At 69.3% G+C, this 14,476-nt stretch carries 11 protein-coding genes and 1 pseudogene; 4 read left to right on the top strand and 8 right to left on the bottom strand.

Annotated features, from left to right (window positions below):
* Positions 1-360: 360 nt before the first annotated feature.
* The 5 genes and pseudogenes from WMF28_RS30700 to WMF28_RS30680 all read right to left on the bottom strand — a co-directional run.
* Positions 361-768 (bottom strand): annotated as a pseudogene (locus WMF28_RS30700) (class I SAM-dependent methyltransferase); the annotation flags it as partial.
* Between the two features lie 109 nt (positions 769-877).
* Positions 878-1,075 (bottom strand): hypothetical protein, encoded by a 198-nt coding sequence (locus WMF28_RS30695; RefSeq protein WP_437596889.1) that lies wholly within the window; start codon positions 1,073-1,075, stop codon positions 878-880.
* A gap of 658 nt (positions 1,076-1,733) precedes the next feature.
* On the bottom strand, positions 1,734-3,266 hold the full coding sequence (locus tag WMF28_RS30690) for a hypothetical protein (protein ID WP_437596916.1): 1,533 nt from the start codon (positions 3,264-3,266) through the stop codon (positions 1,734-1,736).
* Positions 3,267-3,304: 38 nt separating this feature from the next.
* Positions 3,305-4,747, bottom strand: coding sequence for a hypothetical protein (locus WMF28_RS30685; protein ID WP_437596915.1), 1,443 nt, complete (start codon positions 4,745-4,747; stop codon positions 3,305-3,307).
* Between the two features lie 221 nt (positions 4,748-4,968).
* On the bottom strand, positions 4,969-6,144 hold the full coding sequence (locus WMF28_RS30680; protein ID WP_437596914.1) for a hypothetical protein: 1,176 nt from the start codon (positions 6,142-6,144) through the stop codon (positions 4,969-4,971).
* Between the two features lie 226 nt (positions 6,145-6,370).
* Here WMF28_RS30680 and WMF28_RS30675 point away from each other — a divergent pair, with 226 nt between their 5' ends.
* The 3 genes from WMF28_RS30675 to WMF28_RS30665 all read left to right on the top strand — a co-directional run bounded on the left by WMF28_RS30675 (position 6,371) and on the right by WMF28_RS30665 (position 8,314).
* Positions 6,371-7,501 (top strand): RNA polymerase sigma factor, encoded by a 1,131-nt coding sequence (locus WMF28_RS30675; protein ID WP_437596913.1) that lies wholly within the window; start codon positions 6,371-6,373, stop codon positions 7,499-7,501.
* A gap of 120 nt (positions 7,502-7,621) precedes the next feature.
* Entirely contained in the window at positions 7,622-8,038 is a 417-nt protein-coding gene (locus WMF28_RS30670; protein ID WP_437596911.1) for a hypothetical protein, read from the top strand.
* A gap of 63 nt (positions 8,039-8,101) precedes the next feature.
* Complete coding sequence (locus tag WMF28_RS30665; protein ID WP_437596910.1) at positions 8,102-8,314, top strand: hypothetical protein; 213 nt, start codon at positions 8,102-8,104, stop codon at positions 8,312-8,314.
* Between the two features lie 846 nt (positions 8,315-9,160).
* Here WMF28_RS30665 and WMF28_RS30660 read toward each other — a convergent pair.
* On the bottom strand, positions 9,161-10,465 hold the full coding sequence (locus WMF28_RS30660; RefSeq protein ID WP_437596909.1) for a peptidylglycine alpha-amidating monooxygenase: 1,305 nt from the start codon (positions 10,463-10,465) through the stop codon (positions 9,161-9,163).
* Between the two features lie 726 nt (positions 10,466-11,191).
* Between WMF28_RS30660 and WMF28_RS30655 the strand changes: the two genes are divergently transcribed.
* Positions 11,192-11,662, top strand: a complete 471-nt coding sequence (locus WMF28_RS30655; RefSeq protein ID WP_437596908.1) for a hypothetical protein — start codon at positions 11,192-11,194, stop codon at positions 11,660-11,662.
* Between the two features lie 237 nt (positions 11,663-11,899).
* Here the strand turns inward: WMF28_RS30655 and WMF28_RS30650 are convergent, their stop codons facing one another.
* Positions 11,900-12,733 (bottom strand): alpha/beta fold hydrolase, encoded by an 834-nt coding sequence (locus WMF28_RS30650; protein ID WP_437596906.1) that lies wholly within the window; start codon positions 12,731-12,733, stop codon positions 11,900-11,902.
* Positions 12,734-13,468: 735 nt separating this feature from the next.
* Positions 13,469-14,434: an NADP-dependent oxidoreductase gene (locus WMF28_RS30645; protein WP_437604327.1), complete on the bottom strand. Its 966-nt coding sequence runs from the start codon at positions 14,432-14,434 to the stop codon at positions 13,469-13,471.
* Between the last annotated feature and the right edge of the window lie 42 nt (positions 14,435-14,476).

Raw genomic sequence — 14,476 nt, 5'->3', positions numbered from 1 at the left:
GGAGACGGGTGCGACCCATCTTTTCTTGGAGGCACGTCCACCGGGAGATGGGTGCGACCCATCTTTTCTTGGAGGCACGTCCACCGGGAGATGGGTGCGACCCATCTTTTCTTGGAGGCACGTCCACCGGGAGATGGGTGCGACCCATCTCCCGCGTGGACGAGCCAGCTCGCCCGGATGGGTTCACGGCATGCCGGCCGCCCCGGGCGGGGGCGCCGGGACGGCTTCGGGCTTCCTGGCGCGGGCTCGTCGAAGGCACCTCGCGAGGTCGTCGACCCTTCTAGCGCTGGGCGGCCACCAGCAGGAAGATCGGCCGCTCGCGCTCCTCCGCGAGCTCCGGCCGGGCGGCGATCTGCGCTCTCCAGGCGCCAGGGCCCGGTGTACCGCGGCGAGCAGCCCGCCGAGGTGCTCGATGTAGTGCAGGGCGAGGGAGCTGTACGCGAAATCGAACGCCGCCTCCGGCAGGTCGAGGCGCTCCAGATCCGTCGGCGTATAGAGGATCGCCTCGTCCGAGGTCTCTGACCTGGCCCGCTGCAGCATGCGCTCGGACACGTCCAGACCGAGCACAGAGGCTGCGCCGTTCTCGCGCGCCCACCGGCAGAACCAGCCGAACCCGCAGCCAAGGTCCACCACGCGCAGGCCGGTCAGGTCGGGCACGAGGGCCTGAAGGGCCGGCCACTCCGGCGCGCCGTCAAGGCCCTCGACGGACCGGCGAAGCTGGCTGTAGGCCTCGAAGAATCCGGGATCGTCGTAGATGTTCTGGGTCACGGCTCACGTCTCCGCGGGCCACGCAGATAGCCGGCCCGAGCCTCGCCGTCGCCGGTTTTCGGGGGGCGTCAGGCAGGCGGTCCCGGGTCGCGCTTCGGGATGGACCAGCTCAACGTCGCCCGCTCTCCCGTTCCCAGCGCTCCTGCGCCGCGATCGCGTCGTCTGCGGCATGGACACCCGAGACGAAGAGCTCCGCGTCCGCAGGGTCGTCCAGGTTCACGCCTAACCCGAGCAGCACGGCGCGGTGGCGCGGCGGGACGGTGCGGAGGATCTCGGCTGCGGAGCGGGGATAGCGGGCGGAAGGCACTCCGCGAGCATACCAGATGTTGAGGGCAGGCTGCGCGGCTGGCGGCGCGGATCGGAAGAGCCGCCGGAGCCCTGCCGCGAGAGCCTGGTCGTGGTCGTCGTGCGGTGGATCGGGTGCGCGCGCGGCGTCGCCACGTCCCGGAGCACCGAGATCCGTGTCGAGCGCTGCATCGGATCGAAGCGCCACCCGGGACCGCCTGCCTGACGCCGTCCGACGTGCCGGCACCCCGTGCAAAGGTCGATGAGAGCAGCCTCCCGGAACGGTTCGTTGCGGTGCCTACTGTGCTCCGGGCGCATCACCAGATTGGATTGACTCTCAGGTGGCCTGCGATGGTTCGAAGATTGCCGGAGTCAGATCGGCAGTCGGCAGCGGTTTTTTTGTCAGCGTCGACGGATGACCTTCTGCACAAGGACAAGATGCTGGAGGAGCTCGCGCGCATGCGCCCGCACGACGAATCGTCGGGGACTCTCCGCGCCATGGCTGCCAAGCGTGAGCTCGAAGCGCTGGTCGCTTCGTGGGACGGTGAAGGCGAGCCGCCGGCCTCCAGGGTCGCTTGGGCCTCCAGCTTCCTGGATAGCTGGCTCGTGGACTCGGATTCCGAAGCTCCCTCGTCGCCGTCGTGGAGCTCTGCGCCGTCCTCGCCGGGACGTGACTTCGGCTATTCGGGAAAGCGAAGCGTCGGGTGGGCCTCGCCGCTCTTTCCCACCGTCATGCTGCCATCGTGGTTCCAGCTGGTGCCGCCCGCGCCCGGCTGTCCGGTCTCGATGGTCACGCCCTCGAGCGTGAGCTGGTCCTCGTCGAGGTAGGCGACGCCGATGGAGTCGCCGCCGCGCCCTGGGCCGCCGTAGCCGCCGGGCCCACCCTCGCCTCCATGGCCGCCGAGACAGGAGTAAAACCCATTCCCCAGCGCTCCGCCCCGTACGCCTCGGCCGCCTCGGCCGCCTCGCTGGGGTTCCCCGCCGTCGCCACCGCTGCCGCCAAAGTCCGCCGTGATCTTTGTGTCGCGCACGGTCACCCGGGCGTCAAGCGCGAGGACAGCGATGGACGGCTGTCCGTTCGCTCCCCCGCGGCCTCCTCGGCCTCCGCAACCTCCGGCCCCTCCCGAGCCGCCTCCCGGGCCTCCCTTGGTGGCCACGTCGCATAGGGCGAGCCCGCCCCGACGGCCGCCGCCGCCGCCGCCGCCCTGGCCCGGCGTGCCCCAGGTCCCTGCGCCCCCCGTGTCGCCCTCCCATCCTGTCTCCGTGAGGCGTCCGATACCCTTGCCGGGCCCGCCCTGCGTCCCCGGAGCCCCCGGGCCCCCCTTGGATCCGACGTAGCAACTGGCGTCGTCCTGCTCTGCGGTACCACCGCGTCCCGAGGGCGAAGCGTCGGCGGGCTCCCCGTCGCCTCCATCCTCGGCGCTGTCGGGCAGCCCATCCCCGCCCTTGCCGCCAACGCTCGTGAGCCCGCTCTCGCATTCGTTCACGGCCGCAGGCCCGCCGGCAACGACGACCGCCGAGCACGCGTCCCCACCGAACATGCCATCCGGTCCATCCGGTTGGCTGTACTGCTGCCACTTCGCGCCAGGACTGCCTCCATTTCCTCCGCGGGTGGAGATCTCGCTCCGCAGGATCTCCACCACCGTGTTGGACTGAATGAGCACGCCGATCTCGCCCGCCGAGCGGACGTAGAGATCGGCGAGCGTCGACACCCCGTCCGCGGCCCCCCGGTCCTCGGGGCCCGCGGGCTCGACGATCACCATGGGGCCGAAGACCGTCTTGTGAGAAAACGAGGACAGCGGGATTCGAGAGTCGCGATTCCATCGCCGGCAGTCGAAGCCCCCGAGGAGATCCACGCCGGAGGGCATCCTGATTTGATGCACTTGGAATCCGTCGTTGCAGATGAACACGCGCCCTCGTCCAGTGCGCGCGAGCTCGACGGCGCGCTCGACGGTGAACACCGGCTTCGCCTTCGTGCCGGGGTTCCCGTCGTCGCCCCCACCCAATGCCCCGGCGACGAACACGCCGCAGCCGTCGTCGATGATATCGGCCGCGACGTGCTCGACGCAGACCGACTCCGGAGGCGGCCCGTCCTCGCACGAGGAGCCTTCACAAGGCGTCACGCCAGGGTCGTTCACGCCGGGAGCAGTTCCGCAGCCAGTGGCCCACGGGGACAGCAGAAGGACCAAGGTCGCTGCGGTGCTTTTGTTCATGTGCGTCTCCTGACGTGCGCCGGCCGGCACAGGGCGGTTCACTGAGGCGGTTCCGGGTCTGGCGCATCGAACCGGTACCAGAACGCGTTAGTCCCGTCATGCGCCTGGCCGGAGTGGCTTTCCGGGGTTGCATTGCCGCCAAGTCCCCCGGTGCCGGCTTGGCCGGGCGAGACCGTCCCATGCGGCAAGATGGTCACGGCAGCGCCCACGGAGCCGATGCCGAGCGAGTGGCCACCGAGACCGCCGCCGGCATCGCCCCCGCGACCGCCGTGGCCGCCAGAGCCGCCGTCGCACCCTCGCGACGTGTCGGTCACAAGAAGGCGTCCACCTCGGCCGCCGCCGACGCCAAAGCCTCCCCACTGGCCCGTTCCGCCGACCCCGCCATTGCCGCCCTTGGCCCCGAGGACCGTGCTGGCGTCATCGACCGTGAGGTCGCTCCCTTGCAAGGCCACGATCGCGATGCTCGCGCCGCCGTAGCCGCCCCCCTGGCCCCCCTTGCCCCCGCAGCCGCCGCTGCCGCCCGATCCGCCGGCCGCACCGCCCTGGGGTCGACCTGCCGGACACGAGTTCATGTCGTCGCGCCCCTTGCCGCCACCACCCCCGCCGCCGCCCTGACCGGCGCCGCCCTTCCCCCCGTCCTTCCCGCGGACGCCGACCCATCCGTCGAGGCCCAGACGACCAGGGTCAACCGCTCCGGCAGCGCGCTCGGCATCGGCGCCGTCTGCTCCCCTCTCTCCATCCTTGCACGGCATGCTGGACGCGCCACGGCCAGCCAAGCCGCGGTTGTCCGGAGTCCCGACCGGTTCCGGCAATCCTGACGTCCCGTCGCCGCCCGTCTCGAGGCCTCCATCGCCCCCCTGGCCACCCGTCGACTCGATGCCGTCGTCGCACACGGTCACGACCGGAAGGGCGCCCAGCGCCACATCCGCGGTGCAGGCGTCTACGCCGTTGTTCCCCACCACGCCGGCGTTCGCGCGGTAGCTCGGCGCGTCCTCGCCCGGCTCTCCATCCTTTCCGTCGCCTGCGAGGATCTCGCTCGCCCGCACGATCGCCCTGGCCCCAGGGCTCAGGAGCATCGCGATCGACGACTTGCCGTCGCTCGCGGAGGCGTCGGCCGCCACGGCGCGCACGCCGAAGATCACGGACGTCGTATCGTCCGTCGCGATGACCGCATCCTCCCCCCCGAGGACCCGCACCGGGATCCCCACGGGCGGAGCGATGACGGTCAACGCGCTCTGCCCGTCGAGCGGACCTCCGTAGGACCAGTCGCCGCCGGCACACAGACGGCCGCCCCAGAGGTCGACTCCCTGCGGGAGCGAGATCGCCTCCTTGAACGCCCCACCACAAGCGTACACGCGCCTGGTCGCAGTCTCGCCGTTCCCTCGTCCGCTTGCGGCGAGCCCGACCGCATGTTGCAAGGTCTTCACCGGCGCGTCCTTCGTGCCGGGGTTCTTGTCGTCGCCCTGCTCGCTGACGAACACCCCGCACCTGTCGAGCGCTGGCGCTGTGCCGGGCGTTCCCGCGCACGGGTCGGGCGGAGGCTCCGGATCGGGAGCACACGCCAGCTTTTCCGAGCAATCCTCGGAATAGGCAGCGCAAGCTGTCAGCGGGCTCGCTCCCCACACGCAGACTGCGAGAGCGACGACCGACGTCACGGCGCCTCGGTCTGCCAGCGGACCCATTCTCTCGGCCCCCCGCGTGCTCACCATACCCCCTCGATTCGCGCGCCGATCTCATTCCCATTCGCCACGGGCGATACGTTGACCCGATCCTGCGCCGGCTTGAATCTCAGGAAGGAGAAGTCCGTGAAGAATGACGCGGCGGTCACGGCACCGACGACGCCGCCCGTGATCACCGTGGCCAGACCGGCGCGGCCGAACATGTTTCGCGCGTCCTGCAGGCGCGCCAGCTCGCCACATGGCGAGTTCCGAGGCGCTTGCCAGCACATCGACGCGCTCGATGACGGCTCGCTTTGGAGCCGATCTCGCCGGGCGCTCAGGTCGTCATCGAGCTTGCCCGCGTGGATCATGAGGAGGGTGCCCACCGCCACGCCAGCCGTCGTGACGGCGATCCCCGTGATGCGCAGCGTTCCCGGCCAGGAGGCCCACGGGCTGGGAGCCTTCGCGCGCGCAGCGGGCAACGTGCGCAAGGGGGTCGGCGTCGCTGGCGCGGCGTCCTTCGTGCTGCTCGCCTCCGTGGCGCTCCCCGCCGCCGCGCGGGATAGCTCCATCGTCATCTCGTGCTCTACGCCCGCCACGCCAAGGAACCCCTGAAACGCATCCGCGTGGCCCGGTGCACGGCCCCGCACCATGTGTTTGTCCCCCGGCTCGAAGAAGAGCGTATAGGTGCGCGCGGTCCGTCCGACGCGCTCGCCGTCGATGAGCACCTCGGCGTCGGGCGGATCCACCGAGAGCACGAGCGTAGCGACGCGCTTCACTGCCTCGCGCTGGCCTGCCTGGAATCGACGCTCGAGCGCGTCCGGCAGCGCTTCGCGCTGTTCGAGGCTCTTGGCAAGGTGCTCGGCCGCATCGCGGTACTCGTGCAACGCGACCTCGCAAAGGCCGAGCTCGCCGGTGATCTCCGCGCGCTCTCGCTCGGTGCTGGTCGTCGCGTCCGCGGCGTCGAAAGCAGCCTTGTAGGCAGCGTATGCCTCGCTCCACCGCCCGGCATTGCGCGCTCTCTGACCACGGCGAACATGGTCCTTCATCGATGAACTGTCGTTCGGTCCCGCCTTCGCGGGGGACATCGCCGGCGCTGGCAGACTTCGTGAAGCCTGTTGCGCCTTCGAGCGGGCATCATCGGCGCTGGCCGAGGTCGGGAACCCTGTTGCGACCCCGAGCGCGAGAAATATCGAGAGCGAATGCGCGACGCAACGCATCCAGGGACATTACTGATGCCGGCCGTTCGGCGTCAACCGCCAGAAATCGCGACGCCTCGGCCGTTTGGACGAGAATTGGCGGTCGTCTGACGGAATGTGCTTAGTCGTCCTCTAGACCCGCTTTCGCGTAGTTGAAAATGCGACCTTGGCCTACATGGTCCGACCAACGTTGCTCGTTGGTTCTTTTTTTTGAAGCGTTTGGGCCCGCTCAAGTGTGCTGCTGACCGTGGGCAAGCCACCGACCGTCTTCCCCGGCTTCGAGCTCTTCCGGCGCCTCGCCAGGCGCCACGGCGTGCCGGCGCGAAACGCCGACGATGTCGCTCAGGAAGCGCTGCTGCGCGGGCTTGAGGCCGACAAGCGACTCGACCCGGGGGGAGCCCCAGCGCCATACCGCGTCACGATCGCCATCAACCAGGCGCGCAACCACGTCCGTGACGCACGCCGCCGCGGCGAGGTGCTGACGTCGTTCGAAGAGTGCGAGATCCGAGACGAGTACCCCACGCCGGAAGAGCTGCTCCGGAGACGGCAGCGGGAAAAGTTCACGCGGGAGCTGATAGACCAACTCGATCCCAAGTACCGGGATCTCGTGGTCAAGCACGACCTCCAAGAGGTTCCGCTCGCCGAGATCGCGGCCGAGCAGGGACTTCCGCTGGACACGGTGAGGACGCGACACTGGCGGGCGCACCAGGAGCTCCGGGTGCAGCGAGAGCGGTGGCAGGCGCAGGAGCGCTCGCAGGGAAGGGACGATCGTCTCTGCGTGCCGCTCGCACTGGGCCTCGGCCGTCGCGCGTCGTGGGTGGCCTCGCTGCGCCGTCTGGGCGTGAGGATCCTCGTCCAGGGCGGGCTCGTCCTGCTGACCGGCGCGCTCGTCTCCTCAGCGCCCTCCGTGCCCGACCTGGAATCGTGGTACGGGGCGGCGGCGGTCAGCGTCCCTGCAACCTCGCCCGCTACGCGGGTGGCTGCGGCGTCGCCTGCGCGAGACGGAGACGGCGTGCACAGCGACGCGGCGCCCGCCGGCGGAGAACGCGCGCACAGCGCCGCAGCACCCGCCGCGCCGATAGCGCGCGAGATCTCGTCGCCGAGGGAGCAAGGAAGCGCGCGCGCGCAGCCGGTGGCGAGCAGCACGCCCGTTCCCACAACGACGACAGATCGCCGGCCCGCGTCTCCGGCGAGCGCCGTTCGACCGACCGGCGGGGAGCGCGAGCGGAGCCTGATCAACCAGGCCCGGAGGGCCATCGAGGCCCGCAATGTCACGGCGAACCTCGAGGCTCTCCGGCTGCTGAACACCCACGCGCAAGAGTTCCCCCGAGGGCGGTTCGTCGCCGAGCGCGAAGCACTCCTCCGGCAGCTTCGCTGAATCCTCGGCTGTTTTTCGGCAGCTCACAGGCGGTGAGTTTGGTGATGTCTTCGGACAGCACAAGGCGAAGATCCGCCTTGCATCCCGACATGAGCGATCACGTCCAGGAGGCGAAGCACGATGAATACGATGGAGGATCTACTCGGTGCGATGTGGCTCATTTCGCCGCTCGGGCTCGCGATGATAGCCTGTGTCGCGATCGGCTTCGCGGTCACCGCGCGCGAAGCCCTGGGACGGGAGCGGGGGCTTCGCGAGGCGCGCGAGCACGCGCGTGCCGACGAGGAGGCAGCCCTCACCGATGCGAAGGAGCAGGCCGTGGTGGACCGGGATCGAACCCGGCGCCTTCTGGACTGTCACGTCGATGCGGTGCTCGCAGAGCTGACAGACGCCCGTGCGCGCCGCGTCCCCTGGCCAGGAAGGGTCCTCGAGTCGTTCTGCGCGACGATGCCTTCGTGGAGGAGAAAGCTGGCCGAGAGCACGGGCGTAGAGCGCTCTCCGCTGAACACGACACTTCCGGGAGTAGGGAGCCATGGGTGAATTGCGTCATGTCATTATGCTTCGGAAAGCCAGCGAGATCTCGGTGCGGGGAGTGGGATTGCAATGAGCGTCAAGGGCCTGGTTGTCCACTTTCGGCGCGACTTGGATGACGATGAGGCGCAGCGAACGATCGACGCGCTGATGATGATCAAGGGCGTTGTCAAGGTGGCATCTGTCAAGTCCGGTTACGAAGACGAACTGAACCGGCAGCGGGTCAAGCGAGATTTGCTAAGCAAGATTGACGGGCTTCTGAGGGATGACGAGGCCACGATCTAGCTGCCGACGAACCCGCGTCATCGTGGCGTCGACACAACCGGCCCGCCGCGCCGCAATTTTGCCTACCGCGTCAAGTGCGGAGGGCGCGGTTGGATTCGTGTCGGAGGGGATCTCGGTCCGGCACCTTGATCGGCTGCTGGAGGGGCTCCTTCTGGCGACGTCGCCTCGCGTCGAAGGGGCGAAGCTCTTGCGGCGGACTTACGCCGTAGATGTTCTCGCGTGCCCGCGATGCAGCGGACGGATGCGCCTCATGGCCGCGATCACGGATAAGGCGACGGCGAGGAAGATCTTGAGCCACCTCGGTCTGTTCGCCGAGCCGCTGGAGTGCCGCGCGCGGTACCCGGCGGACCCCGCGTGACGAAACCGACAGGGAGGGACGCTGCTCGACGACGTGGCCGGGGGGAAGTCTGCCCTGAGGTGCGTGCGCCGGCCATCACGACGCGCCGCGAACCGCGACGGCGGCCGTTTGGACGAGCTCAGTAGGGTACAGCTATACGGTAGGATGCCTTCCGCTTGGTGCTACGTCGCGGTAATCCCAGGCGTTTCAGGCGTGGAAGGCCTGCCTGATCGCATAAGGCCCGTTCTGTCAATGAGCTCGTACCGTCGGACTGCACGAGTCAGGAACGGCTCCGAGAATCTTCATTGCGGAACGCGTTTGCTTGTCCTATCCGCTCGCTGAAAGCGAAGCGATCGACGCGGCCGTTCGGGGTGGCGCGCGGATCGAAGAGACCCTCGAAGGCGCCCGGCGGCGCGCGCGGTGCTCCTGTTCGCCAGGCTTACGAGCGCTCTCACCGAACGGCGCGCGCCTCCGCTTGGGCACAGGCCGCGCGTCTTGCACGAGCTGGTCTATTTTGTCGTCACACAGGACGCGTCGTCCGTCGGAGTAGTCAACTCTATATCTTGAGACGGATAGTACATCACGAAATTATAACACATCTCATCCACCGTCCGCTCCCCGAATTCCACGGCCCTGTTGCCCGGGTTGTCCCACGCGCAACGCGTCCTCACGGTGTCGCCGCCTCGAAGGATGGTATCGTTGTCGTACCAGAGCTGGTTGTCGAAGTTCCACGGATCGGCGAGCCCCAGGTTGCTCGGCTCGCTGCCGTCCGTGGGCACCGTGTTGCTCGACAGGTGCTTGCCGAGATCGTGCATGTGCGGCATAACACTGATTACCGAAATCGCCCCCATATCCCGCGGGAACTGGTAATCGCAGCTCACGTCGAGCGAGCCGTGAGGCGGGATGTTGATGTCTTCTGTGCCGAACGAGAAGATGCCGGCGTCGTTGGGGCGGAGCTCCGTCGTCGTGCAGACGTTGAAGCCGGTGCTGTCTTGCTGCCCGTCGAGGCCCTTGATGTTGCTGTAGTGCACCTGGACTACGAAGTGTGCCGTGCCTTCCAGCGGGAAGCCCGCCTCTAGCGGCAGCTCCGTGGCCTCGCCGCCGGGCGCCCAGACGGACAAAAGAGCCCCCTGGATGTCGCCCCCCTCACAGGGCGTGGGCGTCGAGGGAGACGCCTCATCCGCCTTGAAGAGCAGGATATGGTGTACAATGGTGCTGTTGTCGATCTGGGGTGCGATCCCGACGAGGTGTCGTTTCTGGCCGATCTCTACATCGACCCCATAACACATATACTGGTCCTGGACGTCCTTCGGCATGACGTAAGGCGCGGACGGCGCTAGCAGGACATCCGGTGTGCAGCTCAGGGTCGGAGGGTCGATGGTTCCGCCGCCGCCCGGGTCGACGCACGTGTCTTCACCGGCCGGCATGCCGGCGGCGATCCATTGATCGAAGATCGCGAGCTCCGCGGCGGTCAGGCGCTCGGTTGGGGGCGGAGGCATGGGGCGCGCGGTGTCGCGGGCGCGTGCGGCGACGAGCTCGTAGACTTTCTTGTTGGGATCGCTCACCGCGGGCGCGAGCAGATCGCTCCGGTCGACCAGCGGGAACGGCGCGCCGAACTTCGGGGACGCCCCGTGACAGGTCTGGCACTTCGTGGAGAGGATCTTGTCGACGTCGCACGGCAGCGCTTCCGCGTTGCCGTTCTCCGGACCGGAGCCGGATGAGCCGCTGCTGCCCTTCTCGGCGTCGCTGCACGCGACGACCACGAGAGCGGATAGGAAGGGCAGCGCCGAGAACAAATAGCGACTACGATTCATGCGATCTCCTCGGGGAAAAGTGCGACCTGAATCGGCGTTCGAGGGTATCGAGCGCGGATCTGCATCTTTTCGGAAGGGCGGTCGAAGACCGAGATTCCGAAAAACGCCGTCGAACTGGGTGGACGAAGAACGCGCGCCGCGAGCTCCCGAGAACAGCGGGAGACTTGGCGCGTGAGAGCACCGGCGACCCAGGTCTACGGACGGGCCGGCGACCTGGCGTCGGTGCTACTTCGGTGAGTGCCCGCCCGCTCTGAGAATGTTCAACGGTGCGCTCACGCGGAAGGTATCGAGGCGCTCGCGCGCCAGGAGGCGCGGTGCCGTCTGGTCAAAGCTCGGCTGCGGACTAGGGTCGCGCGCGGGGATCCATCTACGGGGCGCGCCCGAGCCAGTAGGGTACAGCTATACGGTAGGATGCCTTCCGCTTGGTGCTACGTCGCGGTAATCCCAGGCGTTTCAGGCGTGGAAGACCTGCCTGATCGCATGAGGCCCGTTCTGTCGATGAGCTCGTACAGTCGGACTGCACGAGTCAGGAACGGCTCGGAGAATCTTGACTTTGCGGAACGCGTTTGCTTGTCCTATCCGCCTTGCCCTTCCGCCTGGCCAGAGTGACCCCTGGGTCGATGGGCTCGCCGCCGAGGCCTTGCGCGCGAGATCGGACGCGTTCATCCTCGCGGGGGCCGCATGACCAGGATAGAGGCATTTGTTCCGACAGCGATGCTCTTTCAGATGATCGCCGACGTCGCTCGTCCTCACAAGGCGCGCCTCGTGCTCCAGCGTTTCGAGACCGCTCGTCATGGCGCGGCGCTCTCCGTCGTCGAAGCAACCCCTCTCGCGGCCGACGAGTACCTGAGCGGCGGCTATGAGCTTGTGTATCTGGCGCTGCGGAAGGCGCCCGCGAGCGAGCAGGACTGGAGCTTCGTCGACCGCGAGGCCGCCGATCTGCTCGAGTTCGCCGGCGCGCGTCAGCGCGGTGAGGATCTCGAGCAGGTCACGATCCGCCCTTTGGCCAGGAAGACCAACGTGGCCAGGTTGTTCGCCGCGACGAAGGCGGCCATCGCGGCCGCCTGCAAACAAGGGGTGACGCTCAACGGTCAGCTCTACCCGAAGATCTTCTACGCGAAGGAGCTCCAGGCTCGAAGATCTCGGTTGTGGATCGATATTGAGACCAAGACCATATCCGCCAGGGTGGTCGGGTAGGACCCTGGCGCTCCCGCGGGACGTCGGGCCGGGGAGCGAGCCGCCATGCGCCTTCGCGCCGCTGCATGGCGGCAGTGTGGGCCGGGAACGCCCCGCCGAAGAGGACCAGAACGCGCTCGCCGCGGGGAAGCGCGGGCGGCGCTGAGCCGGAGCGCGACGATGCCCGTGCGATGAGAGGAGATGAGATGAGAGGGAATCACAGAGGCAGAGAGGAGAGAAGGGAAGAGGACGGTTCGGTCAGCCGGCGTCGAGCCAGGCCTCGAGCGCCGCGGCGAACGCTGCCGGGGCGTCGAGCATCAGCCAGTGGCTGGTCCCCGGCAGCACGACGGACGCCAGCGCGGGCCTCAGCACGTGCAGGCTCTGCGGCCACGCGTTCGAGGGGGCGAGGAGGGCGTGGGCGCGGGCGCCCGGGGCGGCGAGGTAGCGGTCCAGCGCGTTCGCCGCCTCGAACTGCAGCAAGCTCCGGGACATGCCGAGCATCCGGTCGTGCGGTGTGGAGGCGACGCGCGCCAGCACCGTCTCCCGCGTCGCGGGCGTGCTGCCCGCGAGCGCCTCGTTGAAGGTCGCAAAGGCGGTGTCGCGCCAGCCGTCCGCCTCGAGGGCGGCGAGGTAGGGCGGGAAGTGCTGCGCCTGGACCTCCGCCGGGATCTGCGTGAAGTCGCGGGGCGGGTCGGCGAGCACGAGGCGAGCGACCCGCTCCGGACGGGCGGCCGCGACGGCGAGCGCCACGAGGGCGCCGTAGCTGTGGCCGACGAGCGCCACGCGGGGGAGAGCCAGGGCGTCGAGGACCGCGAGCACGTCGGCAGCGCACGCGGAGGGAGCGTAGTCCGCGTCGGGCGGGGGCTCGGACGCGCCGTGCCCCCGGAGATCGATGGCCACGGCGCGGCGCCGGCCGGAGACGTGCGCGAGCGGCGCCTCCCAGAAGCCGGCGTGGCCGACCATTCCGTGCACGAGCACGACCGGCAGCGCCTCGCGTGAGGGACCAGCGCCCGCGGCCGGAGGAGCGCCTGCGGCGGGATGATCGACGATGTGGAGCGTGCCCGCGGGGCCCGCGACGGTCTGGGAACGCATGTGCGTCTGCTACCTCGGCGTGTGTGGCCGCGTGAAGGAGCCGTGTTGCGCTGCGAGCGCGGAGGGTAGGCGAGGCGCTCGTCCGAAGCAACCCGGCGCTCCTTCGCGGCAGCGCGGCAGGGGCGCTGCCGCGAGCGAGGAGCGGTCCTCCAATCCCTGGCAGCCCCCGTGCGTCGTCGAGGGCGAGGCGGACGTGGTGCAGGGGCAGCCCGCGAAGCGCGAGGCGATGCGCCGCACGTCACGATACCGACGTGGCGCCGCGGACAGCGGCCGCTGACCGTGGAGAAGCCATACCCGAGGTCTGAGCAGATCCATCAGCTCTGGCGCGATGCGCCCGTCATCGGCGAGGTCCGCCGCGATGCGGCTGCACAGGGCCACGAACTGCGTGTCCCGCGTGCAGGGCGCCAACAACAACAGGCACGGTGACCTGAGCAATGCGGCGCTCAGCGCGAGGAGATACGCGTTGCCGTCGCTGTCGTCTCCGAAGGGCTGAAGTGAATGGTCGGGCGCTCCGGGGTCGAAGCCGGAACCGCCGAGCCCGATGGCCTCGCGCAGCTCGTGCTCTGCCTGTGCGGTGGCCTCCTCGAGGGGGAGGCCCTCGCGCCGGTGGTCGAGCCCGCTGCTCGCGTCGGGTCGGCGCCGGGGCCTTGCAGCTCGCGCTCGCAGGCTCTGCTGAGCGTGTTCTCAGGAGACTGGCCTCGTCGGACGCGCCCGGAGGCCCGCTGCTCTCGGACCTCAACGAGCAGGCCCCATTGCGAGGACAATCTTGCCACGCGGGCGGGGGCGGGTGCCGTCGAGCATCTCATGCGCGCCGCGGGCCTCGGCGAGCGGCAGCACGGCGCCGATGTCGACCGAGAGCTCGCCCGCGTCGAGCAGGGCGGCGATGCGGTCGAGGTGGGCCGTCGTGACATCGACGAGAAAGAAGCTTGCCCGCACGCCGCGGCGGGCGGCCTCCTCCTGATCAGGGGTCGACACCGCCGAGACCAGGGTGCCACGTGGCTTGAGCACGGCGAAGGACCGCGCCTGCGTGTCGCCACCGACGAGGTCGATGACGGCATCGACGTCCTTGGCGGCATCCTCGAAGCGCTCGCTCCGGTAGTCCACGACGACGTCCGCACCGAGACCGCGGACGAAGTCGCGATCCTTGGCCGAGGCCGTCGCGATCACACAGGCGCGGGCCCGGCGCGCGAGCTGCACCGCGTACGCGCCGACGCTGCCGGCCGCGCCGTGCACCAGCACGGTCTGTCCGGCTTCGAGCTGGGCCTGATCGAACAGCGCCTGCCACGCCGTGACGGCGACGACCGGCACCGAGGCGGCCTGCACGTCGTCGAGCCGGAGAGGCGCGCGCGTCATCATGCCCGCCTGCGCCAGGGCACAGGCGGCGTGCGCGCCGGTGAAGCGCTTGTTGGTGACGCCGAAGACCTCTTCGCCCGGCGCGAGGCCAGTCACCTCGGGGCCGACCGCGGCCACGGTACCAGCGAGGTCCGAGCCGAGCGTCAGCGGCAGCGGCTGGGGCAGCACGCTCTTGCCGGCACGGATCCAGCCGTCCCACGGCCCGACCCCGGCCGCCGCGACGCGGACCAGCACCTCGCCCGGGCCGGGCAGCTGGACCGGCACCTTCTCGATGGTGATGACCTCGGGACCGCCGAACCGGTGGATTCGGGCGGCGTCGGTGGAGCTGGGAAGCATCGTCACGAACATGGAGTGGACCTCGTGCGCGTCGAGGGAGGCGCTGGCGGAAGA

The organism is Sorangium sp. So ce590 (genome assembly GCF_051521365.1).
Taxonomy (GTDB): Bacteria; Myxococcota_A; Polyangia; order Polyangiales; family Polyangiaceae; genus Sorangium.
Note: the sequence above shows the minus strand (reverse complement) of the source record. Positions and strands in the feature narration are given on the sequence as shown.

What these genes read in the sequence shown, in the direction of transcription:
- WMF28_RS30665 (WP_437596910.1), top strand. Translation starts at nt 8,102, where the DNA reads ATGAGCGTCAAGGGCCTGGTTGTCCACTTTCGGCGCGACTTGGATGAC.
- WMF28_RS30650 (WP_437596906.1), bottom strand. Translation starts at nt 12,733, where the DNA reads ATGCGTTCCCAGACCGTCGCGGGCCCCGCGGGCACGCTCCACATCGTC.
- WMF28_RS30670 (WP_437596911.1), top strand. Translation starts at nt 7,622, where the DNA reads ATGAATACGATGGAGGATCTACTCGGTGCGATGTGGCTCATTTCGCCG.
- WMF28_RS30645 (WP_437604327.1), bottom strand. Translation starts at nt 14,434, where the DNA reads ATGTTCGTGACGATGCTTCCCAGCTCCACCGACGCCGCCCGAATCCAC.
- WMF28_RS30690 (WP_437596916.1), bottom strand. Translation starts at nt 3,266, where the DNA reads ATGAACAAAAGCACCGCAGCGACCTTGGTCCTTCTGCTGTCCCCGTGG.
- WMF28_RS30680 (WP_437596914.1), bottom strand. Translation starts at nt 6,144, where the DNA reads ATGCGTTGCGTCGCGCATTCGCTCTCGATATTTCTCGCGCTCGGGGTC.
- WMF28_RS30655 (WP_437596908.1), top strand. Translation starts at nt 11,192, where the DNA reads ATGATCGCCGACGTCGCTCGTCCTCACAAGGCGCGCCTCGTGCTCCAG.
- WMF28_RS30660 (WP_437596909.1), bottom strand. Translation starts at nt 10,465, where the DNA reads ATGAATCGTAGTCGCTATTTGTTCTCGGCGCTGCCCTTCCTATCCGCT.